At 48.2% G+C, this 4451-nt stretch carries 4 protein-coding genes; 3 read left to right on the top strand and 1 reads right to left on the bottom strand.

The features are described from left to right. A partial coding sequence (locus ACY69O_RS06155) for a nickel-dependent lactate racemase family protein (RefSeq protein WP_462332588.1) occupies window positions 1–1223 on the bottom strand: 1223 nt, incomplete at its 3' end. 194 nt (window positions 1224–1417) lie between these two features. On the opposite strand from ACY69O_RS06155, the gene holA reads away from it, so the two are divergent. From holA to ACY69O_RS06140, 3 genes are all read left to right on the top strand, one after another. Next, a complete protein-coding gene (gene holA / locus ACY69O_RS06150; protein ID WP_462332587.1) occupies window positions 1418–2482 on the top strand; it encodes a DNA polymerase III subunit delta in 1065 nt (354 codons plus the stop codon). A 67-nt stretch (window positions 2483–2549) separates the two neighbouring features. Continuing rightward, window positions 2550–3224 carry a response regulator transcription factor gene (locus ACY69O_RS06145; RefSeq protein ID WP_462332586.1) on the top strand — a complete coding sequence of 225 codons (675 nt, stop codon included), beginning with the start codon at window positions 2550–2552 and terminating at the stop codon, window positions 3222–3224. A gap of 6 nt (window positions 3225–3230) precedes the next feature. Next, window positions 3231–4451: sensor histidine kinase (locus tag ACY69O_RS06140; RefSeq protein WP_462332585.1), on the top strand; the 1221-nt coding region annotated here is incomplete at its 3' end.

The raw sequence follows: 4451 nt of genomic DNA, 5'->3' as shown, positions 1-4451 counted from the left end.
ACGTACTCCTCGGCAAGCTTCAGTGCTTCATCAACTTCATTGACGGCACCGCTGAAGAGCATATCCTTTGCCAGCTGGCGGTCGAGGCTTGTGACGAGAATAAAATGTGCCTTCTGCATCAGACGGCTGACTGCGTATGCCTTGTTTGCACCGATAACAAAGTGGTCGGCAAGCTCTTTTTCTATAGCTTCAGGTGTTTTAAGACGTCGGAAGGTTTCTTCAAGAACCTTGCTGCCGCTGCCTTCCTCACAGTCTGCAAGGAGAACAACTACACCGCCTTCGCGTACGGCAAGTACGGAGTTGTCCATTGTTTTCTGCATCTGGTATACGTTGATATCCTTCGGATAGCCACCGCAGCTGACGATGACGACATCGGCTTTTTTCTCGATGGGGACGCCGTAAACTTCGTCAACGAATTTGCATGCTTCTTTGTGTGCTTCAACATAGTCACCTGCAAACATTTTGAGGAAGCGGTGCTCTGCATCGAGGATAGCGTTGAAAAGGAATACGTTGTGTCCGCGTTTCTTCATTGCATCGGACCAGAGCTTAACGCCCTCCATCTGGTCTTCGTAGACAGGGTTGCCTGTGGTCGCGCCGAGGCCCGCGTTAGGGTCCATCATGAAGCTGTGGTTATGGCGGATTGTTTCCATTGCAGCGCAGCCCGGAAGGACAGCCTTGCGTCCGCCGCCGTAGCCACTGAAATAGTGATGAACAATAGTTCCTGTGAGAATTATATGGTCGCTGTTGCTTATGAGTTTGTTTATGAGAACAGGGGTAAAGCGGCTTGTCGTTCCGAAATATTCAAATTCCTCAGGTATGCTGCAGTCACTGTTGAACATTTTTACGCGGCCTGCAACCTCGGCACTGATGCCCTCGACCATTTCTTCATGGGTCATGAGACGGTGGGAGCCGAGAGAAAAGACAACCTGAACGTTTTCATCGGGAACTCCGAGACGGTTAAGCTCGTTAAGGAGCACCGGCATGAAATCAAAGCTGTTGGCAACACGCGTAGGGTCATTGCAGATAAAGGTTACGGTGTCGCCGGGTTTAACCGTTTTATCAAGAGGAGGGCAGCCAATAGGATTGCGGATTGCTTCGAGCACTGCTGCGGGAATATCCGTCAGAGGAGTTTTCTCCGGCATGCGGATTTCTTTAATGATACGGGATTCATCAACGGAAAAGGTTTTTTCTCCGCGCCCGTAGTGGAATGTATAGTCTTTCATCGAAATACCTCCCTCAAAATGATAAATTGTAAATATTATACCTGCTTATATTATACTGAATTTTGATTTGTGATGGAAGATTAATATAAAAAATATTACATGAATTTTGGCTGCATGATAGTAGGAGTAAGTTTTGTCTTTGGCAAAACCGGAACGAAGGCGTTATAATGAAAATATGTGAAAGGAGACACTCCATGAAGTACGGACAATTTCTGGCGGCACTGCGTAAGAACGGTGTAAAGCACGTATATCTTCTCTCGGGAGAAGAACAATACTATATACGAAAAGCCGAGAAAGCGCTTTTGAATGTGCTGGTTCCGGAGGAAGCTGCACGGACGGAGTGCGTACAGACCTTTGACGGAGACCCTTCCGTTGAGGATTTGGTCGGGCTTATAGATACGATTCCATTCTTTGCTGAAAAAACCGTGCTGCTTATTCGCGGGACACAGCTTTTTCGGGAGAAAAAAGCAGATAAGGAAGAAACGGCTGAGGAAAAGAAATCTCGAAGCCGCAAAAAAACAGATCCGCTGGAGCGCTTAATGGAGCGTATAGCTTCTATGCCCGATACCAGCTATGTAATCTTTGAAACCGCATCAAAAGCGGATAAAAGACGTAAGCTGTACAAGTTGGTGGAGCAGTCCGGTGCTGTCCTTGAAGCAGAACGTGAACGTGCCTGGACCGTTGATGAATGGCTGCGGGGAAAGCTGGCGGAAATACATAGAGAGCTGGACAGAGAGGCTCTGGCTTATTTTATGAATGCGGTCTCCATGATGCAGCCAATAGAGCTGGAATTTCTTGATGAGGAGCTCAATAAGCTGGCGCTTTCTACGGAAAACCGTGTGTTTACAAAGAAGGATATTTCCCGGGTTTTTGCCAGTGTGCCTGAGGTATCGGGATTTGCAATGCTTGATGCCGTCAGTGCCAGGGATGTAAAGAAGGCCATGATAATTCTTGAGAGACAGATTTCGGAGGGGACATATCTGCCTATACTTCTGTCAGGGCTTGCACGCCATGTAAGACAGCTCTGGCAGGCTAAGGATTTAATGGCTCGGGGAGTCAGAGGCAGGGCGCTTGGGCAGCCCATGAATCTGAATCCTTATATTGCGGAGAAGCTGGGACAGGCGGCGAAAAGCTTTGACACTGCCGTATTAAAAGACACATTTCTTTTTTTGTGTGATGCCGATTATAAACTCAAAACAGGGCAGGGCGGAGAAGAGCTTCTTGAAGAAGCGGTCATTGCGCTCTGCAGCAAAAATTAAGCAAAGTTCAGTGCTTTTTCAGATGAATCGTGCAAAATACAGGTAATTTATTCAGGAGGGATATATTATGCGTGTATTGCTTGCTGAGGATGACCCGAAGCTCGGAAAACTGATACAGTATATGCTTGAGCAGAACGATATTTCCGTGGAATGGGTGAAGCGCGGAGATGAAATTTATGATTATGCCACCTATGAGGAATATGATGTCCTCGTGCTTGACTGGATGATGCCCGGAGAGAGCGGCGTTGCGGCGTGCAAACGGCTTCGTGAACACGGCTATGAGCGTGCAATTCTCATTTTGACGGCCCGTGATACTCTTGAGGACCGTGTTTCGGGACTTGATGCAGGCGCAGATGATTACCTCGTGAAGCCTTTTGAATTCGCTGAGCTTCTTGCCCGCCTGCGCGCCCTCGGACGCCGCAGCAATCAGAAGATTCAGCAGGATGTCGTGCAGATTGGCGAATTTACGCTGAACCGTACAGCGAAGGTCTTGAAAAAGGGAGATGCGGTTATTCAGCTTTCCCCGAGGGAATTTCAGATTTTTGACCTTTTGGCGCAGAATATCGGAATCGTTGTTCCGCGTGAAATCATTCTTGACCGTATCTGGGGTCTTGAGTCAGAGGTCAGCTCCAACAACATAGACTCTTACGTTAAACTCATCCGCAAAAAGCTGGATCTCGGCGACGGAAAGACTATGATCCATACAATTCGCGGTGTGGGGTACAAGCTGGAAGCGGAGTGAACCTGAATGGCACTATCCGATAATGTCTTTCGGCAGAGCCGAAAGCAGCTGACATTTTATTATTCGGTTATCATGGCGGTGTTCCTTATTGTGCTTGTTTTTCTTATGCATTTCTGCATGAAATGGGCAGTAACATCGGAACAGGCGCGGGAGCTTACGGAAACGGCGCAGAATGTTGCCTACGGGCAGAAGCTTCTTTTTGAACACCCGGAGATTGTACTTGACGACCGGTCCGAACTGAAAGGAAGTCAGGACCGGCTTTTTTTCTATGTGTTCGATAACGAAGGCCGTATGCTGAACTTTTCACGGTCGTCATTCCTGATTGAACCGTTCGTTCTTGACATTATTGAGGACTGGAAGGACGATGAGCTCATGATTGGCGAGGTGACGGTCTTCACCCGGGAGATAAAGAAAAATACTGCCCGCGTTATGATGACCGCGCATCCCATTGAGCTGTATGGCGAACGGCTCGGTATGGTGTATGTGGGAAAAGAAATTTCCGCGGTCTATCTTGGACTCAGAAAGGCTACGTGGACGCTGGCCGGAATCGCCGTTCTGGCGCTTATTATCTCCACAGGTATAGGCTATAATATGGCGGGGCGTGCGATTGTTCCTCTCAGTGAAGCGTATGAAAAGCAGAGACAGTTTGCGGCTGACGCGTCCCATGAGCTCAGAACCCCGCTTTCTGTTGTATTGGCATCAGCGGAGCTTCTGGACAATGATCCGTCCATCACGTCTCCTTTTTTGAAGCAGGTCATCGGAGATGTAAGGGATGAAGTAAAAAAGATGACAAAGCTCGTAAGCGATCTTCTTGTTGTCGCGCGAAGTGACAATCAGGCGCTTAAGCTTAAGGTCACGAAATTCGACCTTGGCGAAGTCATTGACCAGACCATGAGAAAGATGCAGCCGCTGGCTGAAAAGAAAAATATAAAACTTGAAAGAACGGGAGAAAAATCTGTAGCGATTCGTGCTGATGAGCAGAAGCTGAAGCAGCTTATTCTCATTTTCGTAGACAATGCTCTGAAATATACTCCGGAGGGAGGCGCGGTTTCCGTATGTCTGCGTACCCCTTCACCGACACGGGTGGCCTTTGATGTAAAGGACACAGGTATCGGAATTTCACCTGAGGATCAGCAAAAGGTATTTGATCGTTTTTATCGGGTGGATAAGGCCCGCTCCCGTGAAATGGGAGGAAACGGGCTGGGACTTGCCATTGCGCAGGAAATT

The organism is Schwartzia sp. (in: firmicutes) (assembly GCF_978017985.1).
The sequence above is the reverse complement of the archived record's forward strand: the minus strand, read 5'-3'. Positions and strand labels throughout refer to the sequence as shown.

Coding starts and splice junctions, on each gene's coding strand:
- holA (WP_462332587.1), top strand. CDS start 1,418: ATGAAGTACGGACAATTTCTGGCGGCACTGCGTAAGAACGGTGTAAAG.
- ACY69O_RS06145 (WP_462332586.1), top strand. CDS start 2,550: ATGCGTGTATTGCTTGCTGAGGATGACCCGAAGCTCGGAAAACTGATA.